We start from the raw sequence: 20,885 nt of genomic DNA, 5'->3' as shown, positions 1-20,885 counted from the left end.
TGTGAGCGGACGTTGCAGGACCGAGGACCAATGAGCGATGAACCCCCACTCGTGCTCGTCGTCGAGGACGAACCCGACCTGGCGGACCTCTATGCAGCGTGGCTCGGCAGCGACTACCGGGTTCGAACCGCCTACGGCGGCCGAGAGGCGCTGGAACAGCTCAACGACGAGGTTGACGTTGTCCTTCTGGACCGGCGGATGCCCGGGCTGTCCGGCGACGAGGTGCTCGTCACCGTCCGCGACCGCGACATCGACTGTCGCGTCGCGATGGTGACCGCGGTCGAGCCCGACTTCGACATCGTCGCGATGGGCTTCGACGACTACCTCGTCAAGCCGGTGACGAAGGAGACGCTCCGGGAGACCGTCGACGACCTGCTGGAGCGCAGCCAGTACGACGCCGGCGTCCAGGAGCTGTTCGCGCTCAGCTCCAAGAAGGCCCTGCTGGAGACCGAGAAGGGACAGAGCGCGCTCGCGGACAGCGAGGAGTACCAGGAGCTGTCCGACCGGCTCGCGGAGCTGCAGTCGGAACTCGACACGACCGTGAGCTCCCTCGAGGAGCACGAGGACTTCGAGCGGATGTTTAAGGAGTTCGAGGACGGCGAGGCGCCCGACGCGAACGACGCCGCGGACGCCGACAACGGCGGCGAAGCCGACGCGGACGAGTAGCCGTCCACGGGGCTGTACCTTCCTCGGCCTCGCTCCCCAACTGTCGGACTGGCGAGTGTTTTTATGTACCACCACTGAGAACTGTCAGAACGCATGTCATCGACCGAAGTCGAGTTACGAAGCACGATCGGGGGATTCACCGCGACGGGGAAGCTCCACACCCTGAGCGTCTGGTTCATCCTCGCGCTGCGGCTGATGATGGGGATCGCCTTCTTCCAGAGCGGGTTCGGGAAGGTGCTCTCGGGAAGCTTCAGCGCCGCGGGCTACCTCCAGAACGCGCCGCCGAGCAACGGGAGTCCGGTCGCGGGCCTGTTCGTGGCCATGGGCGAGACGCCCTGGTTCGTCAGCTTCGTGGACATCGCCGTCCCGTGGGGTGAGGTCCTGATCGGCCTCGGCCTCCTCGTCGGCGCGTTCACCCGGCTGGCCGCCTTCTGGGGGGCGTTCATGATGCTGCTGTTCTACCTCGGCAACTGGGACATCTCCCACGGCTACATCAACGGCGACTTCGCGTACATGCTGGTGTTCCTCTCCGTCGCGGCGTTCGGCGCCGGGCGGATCCTCGGGCTCGACGCCTACATCGAGGCGTACGAGATCGACGGCCAGCCGCTCGTGGAGCGGTACCCCTGGGCGCGGTACTTCCTCGGGTGAGAGAACGGAGATCGAGCCGGGATCGCGGCCGACTGCGGCTACTCCGCGGCTACTCCGCGGCCGCCGCGTCGGCGCCGTCCGCGACCAGTTTCCTGACCTTCTCGATCTTCGGGTCGGCGTGGAACGTGCAGTAGGCGTCGCCGGGGTTCTTCTCGTAGTAGTTCTGGTGTTTCTCCTCGGCCTCGTAGAACGTCTCCAGCGGCTCGATCTCCGTGACGATCTCGTCGTCGTAGACGTCCTCGGCCTCCAGCCCGCGGACGTACTCTGCGGCCGCGCGCGCCTGCTCGTCGTCGTGCGTGAGGATTATCGACCGGTACTGGCTCCCCACGTCGGGCCCCTGCCGGTTGAGCTGCGTCGGGTCGTGGACGGTGAAGAACACCTTCAGCACGTCGGCGTAGGAGAGCTCGTCGGGGTCGTACTCGACCTGCACGACCTCCGCGTGGCCCGTCTCGCCGGTACAGACCGCCCGATAGCTCGGGTCCTCGACGCGCCCGCCCGCGTAGCCGGAGGTGACCGACTCGACGCCGGGGACCTCCTCGAAGGCCGCCTCGACGCACCAGAAGCACCCGCCGCCGAGCGTCGCGGTTTCTGTCTCGCTCATGCCCCACGATAGGTGCTCCCGGCGTATAGACGCATCGGCGGCGGCGAGGCCGCCGGTGGCCGGCACCGACGCGTCGAACTCTCACCGCCGATGTCGGCCTGCAACATCGCGCGCGAACGGTAGACATTAGGCCGCGCCGAGGTATCTCCGGAGTATGGTTACGCTGGGACTGGTCGTGGCGCAGTTCAACGACTCCGTGACGGGACCGATGGCCGAGACGGCCCGCGAGGCGGCCGCCGCCCGCGGCGCCGAGGTCGCCGAGGAGGTGCCCGTGCCGGGGGCGTACGACGCGCCGCTCGCCGCGGACCGACTGGCGCGCCGCGACGACGTCGACGCCGTCGCGGTCGTCGGCGCCATCGTGACGGGCGACACCGACCACGACCGCGTGATCGCGGAGGCGACGGCGGAGGCGCTCACGGAGGTGAGCCTCGACCGCGACACCCCCGTCACGTTCGGCGTGAGCGGGCCGGGGATGTCCGGCGCGGAGGCGCGCGAACGCACCGACAAGGGCGCTGAGGCCGTCGACGCCGCACTCGACCTAGTGGAGGAACTCCCATGAGCTACGACTTCTCCGAGCGCATTCAACGAGTCGAACCGAGCGCGACGCTTGCCATCTCCAACCTCGCCGCCGAGAAGGAGGCCGAGGGCGCGGACGTCGTCGACCTGTCGGTCGGCGCGCCCGACTTCCCGACCCCCGAGAACGTCACCGAGGCGGGCAAGGCGGCGATGGACGCCGGCCACACCGGCTACACGTCGACGAACGGCGTCCCCGGTCTCAAAGAAGCGATCGCCGACAAGCTCCGCGACGGCGGCGTCGACGCCGAGGCGGACGAGGTGATCGTCACGCCGGGCGCCAAGCAGGCGCTCTACGAGGTCGTCCAGACGCTCGTCGACGAGGGCGACGAGGTCGTCCTGCTGGACCCCGCGTGGGTCTCCTACGAGGCGCAGGTCAAGCTCGCGGGCGGCGACCTCAACCGCGTCGACCTGGCGCCCCACGGCTTCCAACTCGAACCCGCCCTCGACGACCTGGCGGCCGCGGTCTCCGAGGACACCGAACTGCTGATCGTCAACTCGCCGTCGAACCCCACGGGCGCGGTCTACACCGACGCCGCGCTGGAGGGCGTCCGCGACCTCGCGGTCGAGCACGACGTGGCCGTCATCTCGGACGAGATCTACGAGCGCATCAGCTACGGCGTGGAGCCGACCTCGCTGGCGTCGCTCGACGGCATGGCCGACCGCACGGTCACCGTCAACGGCTTCTCGAAGGCCTACTCGATGACGGGCTGGCGGCTCGGCTACCTCCACGCGACCGAGGAGTTCGTGAGCGAGGCGGGCAAGCTCCACTCCCACTCCGTCTCCTGTGCGACGAACTTCGTCCAGCGAGCCGGGATCGAGGCGCTGGAGAACACCGAGGAGGCGGTCGTGGAGATGCGGGAGGCGTTCCGGGGCCGGCGGGACCTCCTGATCGACCTGTTCGAGGAGCACGGCGTCGACGTGGCGGTCCCCGACGGCGCGTTCTACATGATGCTCCCCGTCGACGCGGACGACGAGGCGTGGTGCGAGGCAGCCATCGAGCAAGCGAACGTCGCGACGGTTCCCGGCAGCGCGTTCAACGCGCCCGGCTACGCCCGCATCTCCTACGCCGCGAGCGAGGACCGCCTGCGTGAAGCGGTCGAGCGACTGGCCGACGCGGACCTGATCTAGGTCTCGGGCGGCTCTCTGTACGGCGTTTTTGAAACGGCTGTCTCAGTTGCTACTTCTGCTGATCTGGACCGCATCACCCAGAAAGCCCCAACCGGCTCTCCCAATTACTGATCTGGTTCTGCTGCAGATGCTGCTGCTTTGGACAGCACCACCCAGAAAGCCCCAGTCGGCTCGACCGGCCGCGCCTCGCTGCGCTCCTCGCTCTCCGCAACGCCCGCTGCGGTGCTTACGTCGTCGGGGCCGGATCGAGCCGACTGCCCCTTTCAGTCCCACCCCGCACCGCAACCGCCCCGCAGCCTCACACCTCCCCAGCCTCGGCGCCGGCGCGGCCGCGAAACCGCACAGCAGGCGGCCGCGCCGCCGCCTCCCTCGCGCGGTCGCGGCGACACGCTTCGCGGTCGCCGCGGCGCGCGCCGACAGCACAGCACTACACAGACCACCACACAACAGCACGCCTCAGCGCTACTGTCGCACCGACCAGCCTCACCACGGGGGCAGATCAGGAGTCGTCCGTTTCCCTTGCGGCCTCGTGTGCGTTTTCGACCATCTCGTGGAGTTTTTCGAGCGTTGTCTCGTGCGCGAGGTGCGACGGACAGTCGCAGTCCGAGGCGCCGAAGCCGGGGACCGGCCCCTCGTTCAGGCGTTCTGCGACCGCGCACTCCGCGTCCGCGCCGGGCGAGGTGACGACCTCGCGGAGGGTCGCCTCGGGGTGCCCGATCAGGTAGTCGACGTGCCAGTGGCGCGCGTCGGACTCGCCGCGCGCGAGGCGCCGATGTCTGTCCACCCGGGCGAAGCCGCCGCTGCCGAGCGCGCTGCCGGTGTAGGCGTACGCGCCCGCGGGGAACGCGTGGTCGCCGAGCGCGCCGACCCCGATCCGAGTCGCCTCGGGGAGCGTGACCAGCAGGGTGTACGTGCCGCCCTCGTCCATGCGCGATGGGTCGAGCCGCGTGCCGAAAGGCCCGTCGGGACGAGGCGGGCCGGTAGGGCCGGCCCGGCCGCCTCGGCGCGGTCGGGGACCGACAGGTTCCTGTCGCCGGGCCCACGAGTGGGGACCATGAACGACGGATGGTTCGCCGGCCTCGACCCCGGCGACGGCGACGCCGCGGCCCGGCGGATCCGGGAGGGGTCCGCGCCGGAACCGGCCGACTGGCCCGGACTGGCGGTCGAGTCCGGCTTCGCCGACGACGAGGCGGACTACTACGACCGGCTCCGCGAGGCGACGCTGGCGGCGACCCGCGCCGCGGTGACGGAGCGCGAGCGCGCCGACGACCAGCAGCTCGTCCACGCGGTCCGCGCGATGGACGACTGCGAGCGCACCGCCAACGAGCTCGCGGAGCGCGCCGCCGAGTGGGCGGGCGCGCTGTTCGACGAAGCGGGAAGCGGCGTCGACGGCGCCCGAACGGTCGCCGAGCGCGAGCCCGACACCGCCGCGGAGCGCCGCGCCGTCTCGCTGGCCGAACGCGTCGCGGACCTGGCCGACGAGGCCGACGAGCTGGAGCGGTTCATCGAGGAGACCGCGCCCGCGGTCGCGCCGAACCTCGCCGAGATGGCCGGACCGGTCCTCGCGTCGCGGCTCATGGCCCTCGCGGGCGGGCTCAAACCCCTCGCGCGGAAGCCCTCGGGGACGGTGCAGGTGCTCGGCGCCGAGGACGCCCTGTTCGCGCACCTCGCCGGGCGCGCCCCCTCGCCGAAGCACGGCATCATCTACACGCACGACTACGTCCGCGGGACGCGGCCGGAGGACCGCGGCTCCGCCGCGCGGGCGTTCGCCGGCAAGCTCGCCATCGCGGCCCGGATCGACCACTACTCGGGCGACTACCGGCCGGACCTCCACGAGGAGCTCCGCGAGCGCATGGCGACCATCCGCGCTCGCGCGGAAGGGGACGGCGGCGCGGACGACGACGCGCCCGAGGAGGCGGACGATGAGTGAGGACGCCGCGGACGCGACCCTCCCCGCCGGCGTCGAGCGGCGGACGTTCGACGGCGAGCGCCGACTGGCCACGCGCGGGGAGCCGGTGTACGGCGAGCCGACCGACGGCGCGTGGCGCGCGTGGGACGCCGGGCGGTCGAAGCTCGGCGCGATGTTCGCCGCCGGGATGGACGTGGGACTCGCGGGCGGCGAGACGGTGCTGTACCTCGGCGCGGCGTCGGGGACGACCGTCAGCCACGTCGCCGACTTCGCGGGGCCGACGTACGCGGTGGAGTTCGCGCCGCGTCCGGTCCGGGACCTGCTGGACGCGGCCGCGGACCGCGACCGCCTGTTCCCGCTGCTGAAGGACGCTCGCAAGCCCGACACCTACGCGCACGTCGTCGAGTCGGACGTGGACGCGCTCGTGCAGGACGTGGCGACGCGCGGGCAGGCCGACGTGGCGGTGCGGAACGCCCGGTTCCTGGCGGACGACGGCCGCCTCCTGCTCGCGGTGAAGGCCCGCAGCGAGGACGTGACCGCCGACCCGGCGGACGTGTTCGAGGACGTGCTCGCGACCCTCTCGGAAGCCTACGAGGTGCTGGAGACGGCGCGGCTGGAGCCGTACCACGAGGACCACCTCGGCGTGGTCGCGACGCCCGACCGGAGCGAGTAGTCGACCGCGCGAGCCAATCGCCCGATCCGGCCACCGATCCATTCGCCCGCTCCGACTGCCGATCCGACCGCCGATCCGACCGTCCGCGGTACCCGGATTTTTAACCCCCCGGAGCATTTCTCGACCCGATGGACGCTCGCCTCCTCGCGTGCGCCGCGCTGTTTTGCGTCGGCATCGTCGCGGACATGGCGACGACGTACGTCGCGCTCACCGCGGGCCCGTACGTCGAGGCGTCGCCGGTCGGCCGCCGGCTCATCACTCGGTTCGGGCTCGTTCCCGGCATGCTGCTCACCAAGGCGGTCGGGATGGCGGTCGTGGCGGTGCCGGTCGCGGCCGCCCGGTTCGACCGCCGGACGGCGCTCGCGGTCATGCTGGCGGGCGTCGGCCTGCTGTCGCTGGGGGCCGCCGGTCACAACCTCCTCGTGTTCTCGGGCGTGCTCTGAGGCCACTCACGACTCCGCCGGGGCCGGGTCGGGCGGGCCGTCCCGCACCGCGGCCGCCCGGCGCGCCTGCCACCAGAAGGCGGTCGTCGCGAACGCGATAAAGCCCGCCGCGACGAGGAACCCGACCTCCGTCGAGAAGACGTCCATGATGGACCCGACCGCGACAGGGCCCGCGACCTGCCCGACCTTCCACGAGATGGAGCGGAGCGACATGGCGCTCGCAACCGAGTCGTACGCCTCGCCCTCCTCAACGAACAGCGCCATGCTCGCCGGCAGGCGGATGGAGTCGGCGACGCCCAGCAGCGAGTAGGCGGCGAACAGCGCGAAGAAGGCGCCGCCGAGGGTCTGGGTGTCCCCGAGGTAGGAGACGGTGACGGGGGCGAGCGTTCCCTCCGCGAGCGCGGCGAGCGGTACCATCGCCGTGCCGATGCCGTACAGCAGCGCCCCGACCGCGACGAAGCGGTGCTTCCCGCCGAAGCGGTCCGTGAGGTCGCCGACGTACCCCTGCGTGAGCGCCTTCGTCAGCTTTCCGCCCGCCATGATCCAGCCGATGGCGAACGCGGAGATGCCGAACTCGGTGCGCGCGTAGATGGGGAGGAAGATGATCACCGCCATCTTCCCCACGCTGAAGGTGAACCGGAAGGTGACGAGCGAGCGAAGCAGGGGGAGCCCGATGAGGGAGCGGAACGTCTCGATCCCGCCGGACTCCTCGGGGTCCTTCCGGCCGCCGGGGTTGTCGCGCAGGAACGCGAACACGAGCGCGAACGCCGCCAGCGTGACCACCGTCAGGACGACGTAGGTCGTGGTGAAGTCGTACGCGTACAGCAGGTACCCGCCGACCAGGTCGCCCGCCAGCGAGGAGAAGGAGGCGAACTGGTTGTAGGAGCCGAGCCAGCGCCCGCGCTCGCCGTCGGGACTTATCTCGCCGATGATCGTCGCGCCGGTGATCCAGAGCACGCTCGCGCCGAGCCCCTGCACCATGCGGACGAGGATGACGTGGACCGGGTTCGACACCGCGATGAACCCGAGGAAGACGACGACGTTGAGCAGGAAGCCCGCCAGCAGGTAACGCTTCGCGTTCCCGGTGTCCACCTTCCGGCCGAGCGGGAGGACGATGACGAGTTGGACGAGCGCGAAGGCGGTGCCGAACAGCCCCTCGACGAACCCCGTGGTGCCGAACAGATCCGCGTACAGCGCCAACGCGATCAGGATGGTCGAGTACGCCTGACTGCGCGCGAACGCCGTGCCCGCCAGCGCCGCGAACTCCTTGTCCTTCAGGAGCGCGACCGAGTTGCCGATCCGTGCCACGGAGGATTCCCCTTTCGGTTCGAAACGCCACGCCGGTGCCGCAAAAGGCTCTCGAATCCGGCCGCGGCCGCCGGGTGATCGCGCCGTCCGCGCACGGCGGGCGGCCGTTCAGAGCTCGATCCGCTCGACCAGCACGTCCTCGGCGTCGTCCTTCGTGTTGACCGCGACGATCCGGACCTGCTCCTCCAGCGTCGACCGCTCCAGTTTGCTCTTCAACAGCGAGTCGACCTGGTAGACGCCGGCGGCGTTGTTCATCCGGATCTCCACCTCGACGGGCTTGGTCTCGCCGGCGTGAAGCGTGACGCGCTCGATGGCCTGCGAGGAGATGGTGTTGATCCCGCGGCCACCCTTCTCGTAGGGGATCCGCGACCGGCCGCGCTCCATGTCGAGCCCGTCCGCGATGCGGATGACCCCTGCCTCCTTCGTCAGCGGTTCCTCCTCGGTGTGGTGACAGAGGATGGCGTGTAACACCTCCGCTTTCACGCGCACCGTCTCGGACGTGTCGTAGAACTGCGGGAGGAACCGGTCGAGCAGGTCCGCGGCCAGCGGGATGGAGTAGTAGGAGTGGTCGTCCCGGTGGACGACGTGACCGATGTCGTGTAGCGTCGCGGCGAGCGCGACGATCACCGCCTCGTCGGCCTCCTCGAGCCCCTGGTCGGCGGCACCGTTGAACGCCACGCCGCCGCGCTTCAACAGGTCGTACAGCCGCAGCGCGCGGTTCCGAACGATCTCGATGTGTTTCGCCCCGTGGTCGTTGTATCCCTTCCGCGTGACGGCGTTGACGTTCTGCGCCTTCAGGTACGTATTGATCTCGGGGTCCTCGTGTATCGCGGCCAGCACCTCGTTGACGCGCTCGTCCGGGAACGCGTGGTCCGCGTTCGGGTCGTACGTCCCGCGCTCGTTACCGTCCGGCGTTTCGTCGGCGTTGCTCATCCCGTTCCTCCGATGCGCCGGAAGCGTAAAAATGACCGGCGCGCGGTCGGTGACACCGCCCGGCCGGTCCCGGTCCGCGACTCAGGCGGCGTCTACGGTCGCGGACGCGACCGCTTCCTCGACCGCCTCGTAGGGCGGCTCCTGCCCCGGGTCGTCCGCGAGCCAGCGGTACCGTACCTCCCCCGCCGGGCCGACGACGAAGACGGCCCGGCGCGCGACGGTCTCGACGCCCGTGCCCGCGAAGGAGTCGTCGGCGACGCCGTACGCCGTGACCGCCTCGTGGTCCGGGTCGCCGACGAGGCCGAAGGGAAGGGCCTCCTGCTTGCGGAACTCGCGGAGCGCGAACGGGAGGTCGGTGCTGACCCCGAACACGGTCGCGTCCAACTCGTCGAACCGGGCGAGGCGGTCCCTGAACGTGCACAGTTCCGCCGTGCAGGTGCCGGTGAACGCCGCCGGGAAGAACGCCAGCACCACGACACCGTCGCCGAGGTGCTCGCCCAGGTCGAACGGTTCAACGTCGTCGGTCGCGAGCGACGCCTCGAAGGTCGGAGCGTCGTCGCCCTCCTCGATCATACGGGCGGGTCGGTCGCCCGTGGGTTATCGGTTCCGACCGCGGCGAGGGACGACCCCGTTCGCTGTCACCGGTCGCGACCGACGGCGCTCGAGGCGGGCGGCGCGACCGCTCCGCGTCGTGAGAAAACCCGAGAAGGAAGCCGCGACCGGTGGGTCAGAGAACCGTCCGAGCCGCCGGGGTCACGGCATCGCGATCTCCTCTTCGGCCTCGAGGAGCTCGTGGTAGCGGTTGCGGATGGTGACCTCGCTGATGTTGGCGACCTCGCTCACCTCGCTCTGGGTGACCTTCTCGTTGGTGAGCAGCGAGGCGGCGTAGACGGCCGCCGCCGCGAGGCCGACCGGCGACTTGCCGGAGTGGACGCCCTGCTCCTTCGCGGTCGAGAGGAGCTGTCGGGCGCGGCGCTCGGCCTCCTCGGAGAGGTCGAGGTCGGAGGCGAACCGGGGGACGTAGCTCTCGGGGTCGGCCGGCTTGATCTCCAACTTGAGCTCGCGGACGATGTACCGGTAGGTCCGCGCGATCTCGTCCTTCTCGACGCGGGAGACGTTCGCGATCTCGTCGAGGCTTCGCGGGGTCCCGGCCTGCCGCGCGGCCGCGTACAGCGAGGAGGTGGAGACGCCCTCGATGGAGCGGCCGGGGAGGAGGTCCTCGTCGAGCGCGCGGCGGTAGATGACGGAAGCGGTCTCGCGGACGTTGTCCGGGAGGCCGAGCGCGGAGGCCATGCGGTCGATCTCGCCGAGCGCCTGCTTCAGGTTGCGCTCCTTCGAGTCGCGGGTGCGGAACCGCTCGTTCCACGTCCGCAGCCGCTGCATCTTCTCGCGCTGGCGGCTCGACAGGGAGTTGCCGTAGGCGTCCTTGTCCTGCCAGCCGATGTTCGTCGAGAGCCCCTTGTCGTGCATCATGTTCGTCGTCGGGGCGCCGACGCGCGACTTCTCGTCCTTCTCGGAGGCGTCGAACGCGCGCCACTCCGGCCCGCGGTCGATCTCGCCCTCCTCCACGACGAGGCCGCAGTCCGCACAGACGGTCTCGCCGTGCTCGGTGTCCGTGGCGAGCTGGCCGCCACACTCCGGGCAGACGAGCCGCTCCTCCTCGTCGTCGGTCGTTTCCTGCTCGGTTTCGTCGGCGTGCTCGCCAGTGTACGTTCGGACGTTGTCGCTCATTGTGTGGGTGGGGGTGGGGACCGACAGATGGGTCTGGGTTCCGTGTTCCTCGCTCCAACAAAAGGTTCGAGGACACTTAAACTTGCCGGAGATTTCCGATCTGCAGGATCGAGAAAAATGGATGACTGCGTCGGGGTAGTGAGGGATCATGATGGATCCGCGGTGAATTCGGTGTGAAGGTCACCTCACCCCGGAGGGATATTTAACGGTTGCGTCGAGGCCGCCGCCGGCCCGAGGTTCCGGGAGGCGAACCGCTTTTTGTCCGGCCCGCGGACCCGGGGACATGGATCCCGACCTCTCGCGGCTCGACGAGTACCTCGCGGACGTCGGCGCGGACGGCTACCTGATCGACGCCGACCAGGACGACTCGAACCAGCTCTACCTCTCCGGGTTCACCGGGCCGGACCCGTTTCTTACCCTCTATGCGGACGGCGAGACGCACCTGCTCGTCTCCGGGCTGGAGTACGGCCGTGCGCGGGACGAGGCGCGCGCCGACACCGTCGAGCGACACGCCGACTACGGCTTCGAGTACGGCGGCCGCGACGAGCGGCTCGAGATGTACGCCGACTTCGTCGCCGACAAGGGCGTCGAGACCGCGGTGATGCCCGAGCGCGGCCCGGTCGGCACCGCCGACGGCCTCCGCGACCGCGGGCTCGACGTGCAAGTCGACGCCGAGGACGTGCTCACCGAGATCCGGGCCACGAAGACCGACGCGGAGGTCGAGCACGTCCGCGAGGCCCAGCGGGCCAACGAGGCCGCGATGGCCGCCGCCGAGGACCTGATCGCCGCCGCGGAGGTGGCCGACGAGGGCGACGACGCCGACGCCGGCGTCCTGCTGTTCGAGGGCGAACCGCTGACGAGCGAGCGCGTGACGGAGGCGATAGAGGTGACCCTGCTGCGACACGGCTGCTCGCTCGACCAGACCATCGTCGCGGGCGGCGCGCAGGCCGCGGACCCGCACAACCGCGGCTCCGGGGCGCTCCGGGCGAACGAGGCGATCATCCTCGACATCTTCCCGCGGGACAAGTCCTCCCACTACAACGCCGACATGACGCGGACCCTCTCGAAGGGCGAGCCGAGCGAGACGGTCCGCGAGTGGTTCGAGCTGACCGAGGAGGCCCTCGAGGCTGCCCTCGAGGCGGTGGAGCCGGGGGCGACCGGCGAGGACGTCCACGCCGCCGCCTGCGAGGTGTACGAGGAGGCCGGCGAGCCGACGTTCCGCACGGACCCCGAGACGGAGACCGGCTTCATCCACTCCACGGGGCACGGCATCGGCCTCGACGTCCACGAGCGCCCGCGGCTCGCCAGCGGCGGCGAGGAGCTCCAGCCCGGCCACGTGATCACGGTCGAACCGGGACTCTACGACCCCGCGGTGGGCGGCGTCCGCATCGAGGACCTCGTCGTCGTCACCGAGGACGGCTACGAGAACCTCACCGACTACCCCGTGGAACTCGTCGTCGAGTAGAGCGGCCACCTCGCCCCCGGTGTGGTACCGAGGCGCACGCCGTGCCGCGACCGCAAGCCGCTTTTCCCGACCCCGCGAAAGGCGGTCGTGCGCTGGCGCTACGCCGACACCGCCCTGACGCTGTGTACCCTCGCGTTCTTCGCGACGATGGTCGCCAGGCTGGCGATCAGTCCCGTCGTCCCCCTCATCACCGCGGACTTCGGCGTCACGAACGGGACGGTCGGGCTCGCGCTGTCGGGCATGTGGGCCGCCTACGCGCTCGCGCAGTTCCCCTCGGGAGTGCTCGGGGACCGGCTCGGCGAGCGAACGGTGATCCTGATCGCGGTCGGCGCGACCGCGGTCGCGAGCGTGCTGCTGGCCGCCTCCCCCTCCGTCGTCGCCTTCTTCGCGTTCGCGGTCGTGCTCGGCGGCGGCGCCGGCCTCCACTACTCGGTGGCGACGACGTTCCTCGCCCGGCAGTTCGACGACATCGGCCGCGCCATCGGGTTCCACGTCGCGGGCGGCCCGCTGGCCGGACTGATCGCGCCGCCGGTCGCGGCGCTGATCGGCGCGCGGTACGGCTGGCGCGTCGCGCTGCTGTCGGGCGCCGTCGTCGCCGTGCCGGTGTTTCTGCTGTTCGCGTGGCGGATCCGCCCCACGCCGGCGGCGCGTCCGGACCAGCCCGTCCGCGAGCGGTTCGCGATCGACCCCCTGGTCGAGTTGCTCTCGCGCCCCGCCATCGCGTACACGACCGCGCTGGCGACGATGGGCGCCTTCTCGTGGCAGGCGACCGCGTCGTTCCTCTACACGTTCCTGCTGGTGGCGGGCGAGTTGGACCCCGGGACCGCCGGCCTGCTGTTCTCGCTGTACTTCGTCGTCCACGGGCTCACGCAGCCGCTCATGGGGACGCTCTCGGACCGGCTCGACCGCGACTCGGCGGCGATGGTGACGATGAGCGCCGGCGTCGTCGGCTACGGCGGGCTGGTGCTGGCGACGACGGTCGGCGCCTCGACGCTCGCACTCGCGGGCGCGACGACGCTGGTCGGCCTGGCGATGTCGTGGGGCGCGCCGGTCCAGTCGCGGTTCATGGACAACCTCGGCGCGGCCGAGCGCGGTGCGGGGTTCGGCCTCGTCCGAACCGTGTACATGGTGATGGGCGCGACCGGGAGCGTCGTCGTCGGCGCGCTCTCCGACGCGGCCGGCTGGGGGGTCGCGTTCGGACTGCTGGCGGGCGTGATGGCGCTCGGCCTGACCGTGCTCGCCGCGAACCGGCTCCTCGGCGCCGACCTGTGACCGCCACCGCTCCCGGCAACTGACGTGGGGTTCGGCCCGAAAGGCTACGTGTCTCGATGCCCGATCGGCGTCCACCATGCCGGAATGTCGGAACTGTAGCTCGTTCGTCACGGAGCGCTACGTCCGGGTGTTCTCGCCGCCCGAGGTGGAGGGCGTGCGGGTCTGCCCGGAGTGCGAGGACAAGGTTCGCGACGGCGCGGGCGTCCGCGAGGCGCGGTCGAAGCGCGTGTAGGGCCGGGGCGCTCGGTCCCCCGCTCCCTGACCGCCGTCCCGGGTCGCGGCGGTCGGTCTCGGTGGGCCTAAGTGCGCGTGGCGCCGAATGCGACCATGCGAACCTCCCGACGGGTCTTTCTGTCGAGCGCGGCCGCCGCGGGCGCGACCGGCGTCGCCGGCTGTCTCGGCGGCTCCGGCGGCGGTCCCTCCGAGTACGACTGCGACACCGCCGAACCGGAACCGGTCTCCGAGCTCCCGCAGCCGGTCGCGGGCGACCCGGAGGCGGACGTGGTGGTGGCCGCCTTCGAGGACTTCGGCTGCCCCCACTGCGCGACGTGGGTGCTGGAGGAGTACCCGACCGTCGAGTCGGAGTACGTCGAACCGGGCGAGATCCGGTTCGAGCACTGGGACTTCCCGATCCCGGTCACGGACTGGTCGGTGCCGGTCGCCAACGCCGGCCGCGGCGTGCAGGAGCGCGCCGGCGACGAGGCGTTCTTCGCGTTCGCCAAGCGGGCCTACGAACTGCAGGACGACCACTCCCTCGACGCCGTCGGCACCGCGGCCGAGGCGGCCGACGCCGACCCCTGCGCGGCCATCGCCGACGCCGAGCACGAGCCGTACGAGGCGGTCGTCTCCGGCAACCGGTCGGAGGGCGAACAGCGCGGCGTGGGCGGGACGCCGACGGTGTTCGTGAACGGCGAGAGCGTCCAGCCGACCGCGGACGCCGTCTCCGAGGCGATCGAGAACGCGCTGTAAGCCGATCCCATGAGCGACGTGGCGCATCGGAGCGACCGCCGCCGCCTCGCGGTCGTCGTCTGGGCCGTCCTCGTCTCGCAGGTGTTCCTCTATCCCGGCGTCCCGACGCTCGTGGACGCGCTGGGCGCGCCGAGCGCCGGCATCGACGCCGGCATGTGGTTCCTCGTCGCCGAGTTCGCGGCGTTCGTGGCCTTCGCCGGCGTCTGGGGCGCGATGAGCGACGCCACCGGCCGGCGCGTGGCGCTCGTCGTGGTCGGGGCCGTCGGCGGCGGCCTGACCTACCTCGCGGTACCCGCCTTGCCCGGCCTCGGCGTCGGCTTCGGCGGCGTGCTCCTCCTTCGCGTCGTGGGCGGGGCGTTCACCATCGGCGCCTTCTCGCTCGGCATCACGATGCTGATGGACCTCCGCGGCGGTCACGGTCGGAACATGGGTGCGGCCGGCATCGCCATCGGCTTCGGCGCGGCGGTCGGCTCCGTCGTCGGCGGCCGCCTCGCGGACGCGGACCCGTTCTACCCGCTCTACGCCGGCGGCGCGGTCCTGCTGGGCGCGGCGCTCCTGGCCTCGACCGTGTCGGACCGCACGGAAGCGGCGACCGCGGGTGCGGGCGGAGCGGCGGCGGCGCCGACCGACGCCGACCGCCCCGGATTCCGGGAGATCGCCCGGCGGATGCGCGCGATGCCCGGTCTGCTGGTCCCCTTCGCGTTCGGCTTCATCGACCGCCTGACCGCCGGCTTCTTCGCGCTCGTCGGCGTCTACTACTTCCAGGACCCGGCGGTATTCGGCCTCTCGGCGTTCGGCGCGGGGCTCACGCTCGCGCTGTTCTTCCTCCCGTTCGCGCTGCTGCAGTACCCGATGGGCGTGCTCTCGGACCGGATCGGGCGCTTCTACCCGGTCGTGGTCGGCTCGCTCGCGTACGGCGCGGTCATCGCCGGCGTCGGACTGGCGCCGACCTACCCGGTCGCCGCGCTGTTGATGGTGCTCGTCGGGGTCTGCGGCGCGCTCGTGGCGCCCGCGACGATGGCGCTCGTGACCGACCTCGTCGCGCCGAGCGAGCGCGGGGCGGCGATGGGGCTGTTCAACGTGTTCGGCTCGCTCGGCTTCCTCACCGGCTTCCTCGTCGGCGGCACCGTCACCGAGGGGTTCGACTACCTGACGGCGTTCCTGGTCGTCGGCGGACTCGAACTCGCCATCGCGGTCCTGCTGTTCCCCGCGGTGCGGGTCATCACCGCGGAGACGGGGCCCGGACCCTCGTAGCGACTGCCGGTCGGCCGATCGGCCGGGCAGCCGCTCACTCGTCCTCGCCGGTGCCGCCGCGCGGGGCCGGACCGGTCACCAGGTCACCGTCCCTGGCGCGCCACTCGGTGAGGCTCCCCTCGTAGATCCCCACGTCTCGGAACCCCAGCCAGCGCAACACGACGTAGGTGTGGCTCAGCCGGCGGGCGGTGTTACAGTAGAGGATGACGGGGTGGTCCGGCGTGACCCCGCGCTCCGCGAACAGCTCCCGCAGCGTCTCGCGGTCCCTCACGCCGCGCGTCTCGGGGTCGACCGCCTCGGTCCAGTCGAACCGCACGGCGCCGGGCAGGTGGCCCGCCTCGTACTCCTCGCGGTCGCGCGTGTCCACGAGCACGCCGTCGCCGGCGACCGCGGCCCGCACGCGCTCGGCGTCGACCAGGGGGGAGTCGCGTCCAGTCACGCGCTCCGGCTCCACCGCGACCGGATCCGGCGAGGCGGCCTCGTCGCTGACCTCGTGCTCGCGCTTCCACGAGCTGAAGTCGCCGTTCAGCAGGCGCACGTCGTCGTAGCCGTACACGAGGGCGGTGACCAGAAACCGGGCAGCGAAGACGCCGTTCGTGTCGTCGTACGCGACGAGGGTCCGGTCCCGGGACAGGCCGGCCTCCCCCAGCAGGTCGGCGAACGCCTCGGCGCCGGGGAGGTGGCCGGCGTCGGCGTCGCCGTCGCTCCGGAACGCGTCGAAGGGGACGTTCACCGCGCCGGGGACGTGGCCGAGCGCGTCGTACTCCCAGGCGTCGCGCACGTCGACGACGCGAACGTCGGGGTCGTCGAGCCGACCCGCGAGCCACGACGCGTCGACGATGATCTCGTCCATGCCTGTGCCACGGTCGCGAGGGGTTAGACTCCTCGGCTCCCGACACGGCCTGCCGCGGTCGGGGACGCCGCGTCCGAGGCCAACGACCGCTCCGACGATCTGGCAAAAACCTCCGATTGATCGGACGAGAGGCGGCTTTATCCTCCACAGGGTACACTTTACCCGGGCGGCCCGTACACCGACGCGTATGGTCGACGATTCATACGCGAACGACGTGCTCGTGTCCGCCGACTGGGTCGAGGCGCGTCTCGACGAGTTCGAGAGCGACGACCCCGACCTGCGACTGGTGGAGGTCGACGTTGACACCGAGTCCTACGACGAGGCCCACGCGCCCGGCGCGGTCGGGTTCAACTGGGAGACCCAGCTCCAGGACCAGACGCAGCGCGACATCCTCGAGAAGGACGACTTCGAGGACCTGCTCGGCTCCCACGGCATCTCCGAGGAGTCGACGGTCGTGCTGTACGGCGACAACGCCAACTGGTTCGCGGCGTACGCCTACTGGCAGTTCAAGTACTACGGCCACGACGACGTGCGCCTGCTGGACGGCGGCCGCGAGTACTGGGTCGAGAACGACTACCCGACGACCGACGAGGCGCCCGACTTCTCCGCGGTCGAGTACGACGCCGCCGGCCCCCACGAGAGCATCCGCGCGTACCGCGACGACGTGGAGAAGGCGATCCGACGCGGCGTGCCGCTCGTCGACGTGCGCTCGCCCGAGGAGTACCGCGGCGAGGTGCTCGCCCCGCCGGGACTCAACGAGACCGCCCAGCGCGGCGGCCACATCCCCGGCGCGAAGAACATCTCGTGGGCGGACGTGACCGACGACGACGGCCTGTTCAAGGGCCGCGACGAGCTCGCGGAGCTGTACGCCGACGAGGGCATCGAGGGCGAGGAGACCACCGTCGCCTACTGCCGCATCGGCGAGCGCTCCTCGGTCGCGTGGTTCGCGCTCCACGAACTGCTCGGCTACGACGCCGTCAACTACGACGGCTCCTGGACCGAGTGGGGCAACCTCGTCGACGCGCCCATCGAGACGGGCGACGGCGCGTAAGCGGTTCGGCCCGCTCGTCGGCCCCGCCGATTTCTCCGCCGCCTTCTGTCGTCCCGGCGGTCGTTCCCGCCACCTTCTGCCGCCCCCGCCGGACTTAGGAGCGACCGCGCCGTGGTCCCATTTATGAACGCTGACGCGCTGCTCGATTCGGTCCGCGAGGCGACCGCGACGGAACTGTCCAGGCTCGGCTCCTCGAAGGCGCTGTACGCCGCCACCGGAGGCGACCTCGACGCCGAGAGCGTGTTCCGCGCCGCCGCGACCGCCGAGCGCGCCGCCGCCGAGACGTTCGAGGCGTGGGCCGACGCGGAGTCGACCGAGGCGGCCGCGACCGCCTTCCGCGAGACCGCGGCCGAGGAGCGCGAACACGCCGCGCGCGTCCGCGAGGAACTCGACGGGGACGCGGCCGGGGACGCCGGCGGCACGCACGCCGACGACGAGCCGCCCGCGCTCGCGGCGCACCTCCGCGGCCTCGACGACACGGTCGCACGCGCCGGGGGATTCCTCGGCCGCGTGCTGGTCGCGGACGAGTCGAAGTCGCAGTACGTCGGCTACTTCGTCGGCGACGCGGACCCGCAAAGCGCCGCCGTGTTCCGCGAACTGCGCGAGGACCTGGCTGGCCAGCGCGAGCGCGCGCTCGACCTGCTGGACGCAGTCTGCGAGACCGAGGCGGACTGGGAGCGCGCCGAGGCCGCCGCGGTCGCGGCCGTCGAAGCGGCCTACGAGGCCCACGTCGAAGCGCTCGAGTCGCTCGGCGTGGACCCGAAGCCGGTCTGTTGAGCGCGGACGGGGATCACCCCGCAGCAACCGGAACAAAAATCGCCCCGCAGCAACCGGAACAGAAATCGCCCCGCAGTCACGACGCCGCGGCGACCGCGCCGCTTTTTCCCGCGGGCGCCGCAACGGGGGGCATGAGCGCCGACCTCGAGGAGAAGACGGACCGCTACGAGCGGATGCTGGCCGACGCGCTCGACGCCGCCGAGCCGCGTCCCCCCGCCGACACGCACCTCGGGCGGGCGGCCGCGGACTGCGCGGAGATGGCCGAGTCCTACCTCGCGGACGGCCGGCACTTCCGCGAGGCCGACGACCCCGTGAACGCGCTGGCGTCGTACTCGTACGGCTACGGCTGGCTCGACGCCGGCGTCCGGATGGGGCTGTTCGAGGTGCCCGAGGACACCGAGTTGTTCACGACCTGATCGGGGAGCGTCGGCCGGCCGACCGCGCCGCTACTCCTCGGCGGCGTCCTCGTCGCGCTCCACGATCCCCTCGACGCTCTCGACGATGGCGAGGTCCGCGGCGCGGAACGCCTTCACGACGCGGTGGCAGACGAAGTAGCTCGGCACCGCGGCGACGACCGCGAGGATGAGGTTGCCGACCACCAGCCGGATCACCACGTCGTTGGCCGCCGAGAGGGTCGGCGCGGTCGGCGTCGCCCCCTCGACGGGCCCGAGCAGGAGGGTTCCGAGCGTGAAGCTCGCTCCGTAGACGCCCCACTTCACCGCGGGGTTGAACACCAGCACCGAGGCGAACAGCGCGATCTTCGAGACGCGCTCGAAGAGCCACGCGATGAGGAAGAACAGGAGCACGCCCGTCCCGAGCGTCGGCAGCATCGTGATGAAGACGCCGAGCGCGAAGCTCCGCGAGACCTCGACCGAGGAGTACTCGTCCGCGAAGGCGCGACGGAGCTCCGCCCGGATCCGCTCGGCCCACCGGTCGAGCCGGCGCCGGAGCCGCTCCGTCCAGCGACCGATGCGCCTCCGAATCATTGTCGTCCGATAGCCCGGCTCACCTCAAGTAGCTGTCGACGGCGACAGTTCGTCCGGCCGGGAGGAGACGGGACGCGCCCCGCTACTCGAAGCGGTACGTCGGTCCCTCGGAGGAGTCCTCGACGGTCACGCCGACCGCCTCCAGCGCGTCCCGGAGTTCGTCCGCGCGCTCGTACTCGCCCGCCTCGCGGGCCGACTCGCGGAGATCGAGCACCAACTCGACGAGTTCCTCGGCCAACTCGACCTCGCCGCTCGCCTCGGCGCCGGCCGCGCCGTCCGCCTCGAACTGGAGACCGAGCACGTCGCCGCCCAGTTCCTCGAACGCCTCGACGGACTCCCGGAGGCCGCGGTAGTCGTAGCCGGCGAGGGCGCCCGCGCCGTCCGCCCCCTCCGCCTCGTCGGCCGTCTCCACCGCGTCGACGTGTCTGTTCACGGCGTCGGTCAGGTCCAGAAGCGCCGCGGTCGCCTCGCGGAGGTTGAGGTCGTCGTCCATCGCGCGCTCGAACTCCTCGCGAGTCTCGGCGACGGCCTCGCGGAGGTCCTCGTCGGCCACCTTCGCGCGGGCGTCGACCGAGTCGACCGCCGCGACCGCGCGGTCGTACGTCCGGGAGAGTCGGTCCCACCGCTCCTCGGCCTCCGCGACCGTCTCGTCGGTCAGCGCCTGCTCGGAGCGGTAGGCGGCGCCCGCGTAGAAGGTGCGGAGGACGTTGACGCCGAGCTCCTCCAGCGCGTCCGGGACGGTCCAGAAGTTGCCGATGGAGGAGGACATCTTCTCGCCCTCCATCGAGAGCAGGCCGCAGTGGAGCCAGTAGCGCGCGAACGTCTCACCCGAGGCGGCCTCCGACTGCGCGATCTCGTTCTCGTGGTGGGGGAAGACGAGGTCGCGGCCGCCCATGTGGATGTCGAGCGTCTCGCCGAGGTGCGTCGTCGACATCGCCGAGCACTCGACGTGCCAGCCCGGCCGCCCCTCGCTCCACGGGGATTCCCACGTCTGGCCGTCGGGCGTCTCCGCGCCGTGGTCGTGTTTGGCGTGCTCGCGGGCGGCGGTCTCGCTCACGCCGCCGGCCTTCCAGAGCGCGAAGTCCGCGGGGTTGCGCTTCTCGGAGCGCTCGTCCGGTTCGCCCTGCGCCTCCAGCTCCTCCGGGTCCTGATTCGAGAGCTTGCCGTACTCCGGGAACTCGGTCACGTCGAAGTAGACGGAGCCGTTCGACTCGTAGGCGTAGCCGGCCTCCACTAGCCGCTCGACCAGTTCCACGATCTCCGGGACGTGCTCGGAGACGCGCGGGTACACCTCGGCGCGCTCGAGGTTGAGCCCGCGCATCGACTCGAACACCTCCGCGGTGAACGTCTCGGCCACGTCCGCCTCGCCGGTCCACGCCTCGCGCTCGCCGACGCGGGCGGTTATCTTCTCGTTCACGTCGGTGACGTTCTCGACGTGGCGCACGTCGTACCCCTTGTAGGCGAGCCAGCGGTGCAGCACGTCCGCGTGGAACCACAGCCGAGCGTGGCCCAGGTGCGGGTCGTCCGAGACCGTCAGCCCACAGACGTACAGCAGGACCTCGTCGTCGGCCGAAAACTCCTCGCGGTCGCCCGTCAGGGTGTTGGTCACGGACAGGGTCATCGCCGGAGCGTACCCGTCCGC

General features: G+C 71.3%; 24 protein-coding genes. 15 read left to right on the top strand and 9 right to left on the bottom strand.

The genetic code is table 11. The annotated features are described in order from the left end of the window. The first annotated feature begins 30 nt into the window (after nt 1-30). Both ACQE3L_RS01085 and ACQE3L_RS01080 read left to right on the top strand, forming a co-directional pair. On the top strand, nt 31-666 hold the full coding sequence (locus ACQE3L_RS01085) for a HalX domain-containing protein (RefSeq protein WP_426961957.1): 636 nt from the start codon (nt 31-33) through the stop codon (nt 664-666). Nucleotides 667-759: 93 nt separating this feature from the next. Further along, nucleotides 760-1,314: a DoxX family protein gene (locus tag ACQE3L_RS01080; RefSeq protein ID WP_426961956.1), complete on the top strand. Its 555-nt coding sequence runs from the start codon at nt 760-762 to the stop codon at nt 1,312-1,314. A gap of 49 nt (nt 1,315-1,363) precedes the next feature. On the opposite strand, the gene msrA is transcribed toward ACQE3L_RS01080, so the two are convergent. After that, nucleotides 1,364-1,915: a peptide-methionine (S)-S-oxide reductase MsrA gene (msrA, locus tag ACQE3L_RS01075; protein WP_426961955.1), complete on the bottom strand. Its 552-nt coding sequence runs from the start codon at nt 1,913-1,915 to the stop codon at nt 1,364-1,366. 154 nt (nt 1,916-2,069) lie between these two features. Here msrA and ribH point away from each other — a divergent pair, with 154 nt between their 5' ends. Both ribH and ACQE3L_RS01065 read left to right on the top strand, forming a co-directional pair. Next, the gene (gene ribH, locus ACQE3L_RS01070; protein WP_426961954.1) at nt 2,070-2,474 is read left to right on the top strand and encodes a 6,7-dimethyl-8-ribityllumazine synthase; all 405 of its coding nucleotides are present in this window, start codon (nt 2,070-2,072) and stop codon (nt 2,472-2,474) included. Beyond that, nucleotides 2,471-3,619: a pyridoxal phosphate-dependent aminotransferase gene (locus ACQE3L_RS01065; protein ID WP_426961953.1), complete on the top strand. Its 1,149-nt coding sequence runs from the start codon at nt 2,471-2,473 to the stop codon at nt 3,617-3,619. The genes ribH and ACQE3L_RS01065 overlap by 4 nt, the downstream gene beginning before the upstream one ends. 499 nt (nt 3,620-4,118) lie before the next feature. Here the strand turns inward: ACQE3L_RS01065 and ACQE3L_RS01060 are convergent, their stop codons facing one another. Beyond that, nucleotides 4,119-4,547 (bottom strand): GIY-YIG nuclease family protein, encoded by a 429-nt coding sequence (locus ACQE3L_RS01060; protein ID WP_426961952.1) that lies wholly within the window; start codon nt 4,545-4,547, stop codon nt 4,119-4,121. A gap of 126 nt (nt 4,548-4,673) precedes the next feature. Between ACQE3L_RS01060 and ACQE3L_RS01055 the strand changes: the two genes are divergently transcribed. The 3 genes from ACQE3L_RS01055 to ACQE3L_RS01045 all read left to right on the top strand — a co-directional run bounded on the left by ACQE3L_RS01055 (nt 4,674) and on the right by ACQE3L_RS01045 (nt 6,644). Continuing rightward, complete coding sequence (locus ACQE3L_RS01055; RefSeq protein ID WP_426961951.1) at nt 4,674-5,549, top strand: NOP5/NOP56 family protein; 876 nt, start codon at nt 4,674-4,676, stop codon at nt 5,547-5,549. Next, nucleotides 5,542-6,201, top strand: a complete 660-nt coding sequence (locus ACQE3L_RS01050; protein WP_426961950.1) for a fibrillarin-like rRNA/tRNA 2'-O-methyltransferase — start codon at nt 5,542-5,544, stop codon at nt 6,199-6,201. Before ACQE3L_RS01055 ends, ACQE3L_RS01050 begins: the two co-directional genes overlap by 8 nt. Nucleotides 6,202-6,329: 128 nt before the next feature. Continuing rightward, nucleotides 6,330-6,644, top strand: a complete 315-nt coding sequence (locus ACQE3L_RS01045) for a hypothetical protein (RefSeq protein WP_426961949.1) — start codon at nt 6,330-6,332, stop codon at nt 6,642-6,644. Nucleotides 6,645-6,650: 6 nt separating this feature from the next. Here the strand turns inward: ACQE3L_RS01045 and ACQE3L_RS01040 are convergent, their stop codons facing one another. The 4 genes from ACQE3L_RS01040 to ACQE3L_RS01025 all read right to left on the bottom strand — a co-directional run bounded on the left by ACQE3L_RS01040 (nt 6,651) and on the right by ACQE3L_RS01025 (nt 10,616). After that, a complete protein-coding gene (locus tag ACQE3L_RS01040; protein WP_426961948.1) occupies nt 6,651-7,952 on the bottom strand; it encodes an MFS transporter in 1,302 nt (433 codons plus the stop codon). Nucleotides 7,953-8,060: 108 nt separating this feature from the next. After that, a complete protein-coding gene (locus ACQE3L_RS01035) occupies nt 8,061-8,885 on the bottom strand; it encodes an HD domain-containing protein (protein ID WP_426961947.1) in 825 nt (274 codons plus the stop codon). Nucleotides 8,886-8,966: 81 nt separating this feature from the next. Beyond that, nucleotides 8,967-9,458, bottom strand: a complete 492-nt coding sequence (locus tag ACQE3L_RS01030) for a redoxin domain-containing protein (protein ID WP_426961946.1) — start codon at nt 9,456-9,458, stop codon at nt 8,967-8,969. 180 nt (nt 9,459-9,638) lie between these two features. After that, a complete protein-coding gene (locus ACQE3L_RS01025) occupies nt 9,639-10,616 on the bottom strand; it encodes a transcription initiation factor IIB (protein WP_426961945.1) in 978 nt (325 codons plus the stop codon). Nucleotides 10,617-10,899: 283 nt separating this feature from the next. Here ACQE3L_RS01025 and ACQE3L_RS01020 point away from each other — a divergent pair, with 283 nt between their 5' ends. The 5 genes from ACQE3L_RS01020 to ACQE3L_RS01000 all read left to right on the top strand — a co-directional run bounded on the left by ACQE3L_RS01020 (nt 10,900) and on the right by ACQE3L_RS01000 (nt 15,576). After that, on the top strand, nt 10,900-12,081 hold the full coding sequence (locus ACQE3L_RS01020; RefSeq protein ID WP_426961944.1) for a M24 family metallopeptidase: 1,182 nt from the start codon (nt 10,900-10,902) through the stop codon (nt 12,079-12,081). Between the two features lie 87 nt (nt 12,082-12,168). Further along, nucleotides 12,169-13,353 (top strand): MFS transporter, encoded by a 1,185-nt coding sequence (locus tag ACQE3L_RS01015; protein ID WP_426961943.1) that lies wholly within the window; start codon nt 12,169-12,171, stop codon nt 13,351-13,353. Nucleotides 13,354-13,429: 76 nt separating this feature from the next. Continuing rightward, nucleotides 13,430-13,585, top strand: a complete 156-nt coding sequence (locus tag ACQE3L_RS01010; protein ID WP_426961942.1) for a DUF7563 family protein — start codon at nt 13,430-13,432, stop codon at nt 13,583-13,585. Between the two features lie 95 nt (nt 13,586-13,680). After that, nucleotides 13,681-14,322: a thioredoxin domain-containing protein gene (locus ACQE3L_RS01005; protein WP_426961941.1), complete on the top strand. Its 642-nt coding sequence runs from the start codon at nt 13,681-13,683 to the stop codon at nt 14,320-14,322. Nucleotides 14,323-14,331: 9 nt separating this feature from the next. Continuing rightward, entirely contained in the window at nt 14,332-15,576 is a 1,245-nt protein-coding gene (locus ACQE3L_RS01000) for an MFS transporter (RefSeq protein ID WP_426961940.1), read from the top strand. Between the two features lie 34 nt (nt 15,577-15,610). On the opposite strand, the gene ACQE3L_RS00995 is transcribed toward ACQE3L_RS01000, so the two are convergent. Then, complete coding sequence (locus ACQE3L_RS00995) at nt 15,611-16,429, bottom strand: sulfurtransferase (RefSeq protein WP_426961939.1); 819 nt, start codon at nt 16,427-16,429, stop codon at nt 15,611-15,613. A gap of 187 nt (nt 16,430-16,616) precedes the next feature. Between ACQE3L_RS00995 and ACQE3L_RS00990 the strand changes: the two genes are divergently transcribed. The 3 genes from ACQE3L_RS00990 to ACQE3L_RS00980 all read left to right on the top strand — a co-directional run bounded on the left by ACQE3L_RS00990 (nt 16,617) and on the right by ACQE3L_RS00980 (nt 18,673). Continuing rightward, on the top strand, nt 16,617-17,480 hold the full coding sequence (locus ACQE3L_RS00990; RefSeq protein ID WP_426961938.1) for a sulfurtransferase: 864 nt from the start codon (nt 16,617-16,619) through the stop codon (nt 17,478-17,480). Between the two features lie 123 nt (nt 17,481-17,603). Beyond that, nucleotides 17,604-18,257 carry a rubrerythrin family protein gene (locus ACQE3L_RS00985; protein WP_426961937.1) on the top strand — a complete coding sequence of 218 codons (654 nt, stop codon included), beginning with the start codon at nt 17,604-17,606 and terminating at the stop codon, nt 18,255-18,257. 131 nt (nt 18,258-18,388) lie between these two features. Continuing rightward, nucleotides 18,389-18,673: a DUF357 domain-containing protein gene (locus ACQE3L_RS00980; RefSeq protein WP_058364985.1), complete on the top strand. Its 285-nt coding sequence runs from the start codon at nt 18,389-18,391 to the stop codon at nt 18,671-18,673. 30 nt (nt 18,674-18,703) lie between these two features. Here the strand turns inward: ACQE3L_RS00980 and ACQE3L_RS00975 are convergent, their stop codons facing one another. Both ACQE3L_RS00975 and cysS read right to left on the bottom strand, forming a co-directional pair. Then, nucleotides 18,704-19,243 carry a DUF2062 domain-containing protein gene (locus ACQE3L_RS00975; RefSeq protein ID WP_426961936.1) on the bottom strand — a complete coding sequence of 180 codons (540 nt, stop codon included), beginning with the start codon at nt 19,241-19,243 and terminating at the stop codon, nt 18,704-18,706. Between the two features lie 82 nt (nt 19,244-19,325). Further along, nucleotides 19,326-20,864 carry a cysteine--tRNA ligase gene (cysS, locus tag ACQE3L_RS00970; RefSeq protein WP_426961935.1) on the bottom strand — a complete coding sequence of 513 codons (1,539 nt, stop codon included), beginning with the start codon at nt 20,862-20,864 and terminating at the stop codon, nt 19,326-19,328. Nucleotides 20,865-20,885 lie beyond the last annotated feature (21 nt).

Source organism: Haloparvum alkalitolerans, assembly GCF_050122995.1.
In the GTDB taxonomy this organism is placed as follows: Archaea; Halobacteriota; Halobacteria; order Halobacteriales; family Haloferacaceae; genus Haloparvum; species Haloparvum alkalitolerans.
The sequence above is the reverse complement of the archived record's forward strand: the minus strand, read 5'-3'. Positions and strand labels throughout refer to the sequence as shown.